General features: G+C 46.0%; 1 protein-coding gene. It reads right to left on the bottom strand.

Annotated features, from left to right (window positions below; all coding sequences use genetic code 11):
• Positions 1-220: hypothetical protein (locus EZM41_RS01290; RefSeq protein ID WP_198468630.1), on the bottom strand; the 220-nt coding region annotated here is incomplete at its 3' end.
• Between the last annotated feature and the right edge of the window lie 78 nt (positions 221-298).

The raw sequence follows: 298 nt of genomic DNA on the forward strand, positions 1-298 counted from the left end.
CAACCTCGCTCGATATAGCCTCCCCACTTTCCTTTGTAGCGCGCACATCCTTAGAGAGGGCTTCCATATTGCCCGACAACGACTCAAGTCCGACAATCTTGTCATCTAAGGCCTCGAGCTTCTGTGTCAACGCTGCGTTTGTATCCTCCATACCCCTAACAATCGTCTTCTTGAGATAGAATCTGAGCTCGGAGAAGCAGCTGTTTACGCCGGAAGACACTTTAGAAACCCTTTCTAAAATTCTAAAAAGTGAAAAAGGGGCTGGAATATCTCTAGCCCCTAATTTTAAAAATTCCCT

Source organism: Acetomicrobium sp. S15 = DSM 107314 (assembly GCF_016125955.1).
GTDB lineage: Bacteria > Synergistota > Synergistia > Synergistales > Thermosynergistaceae > Thermosynergistes > Thermosynergistes pyruvativorans.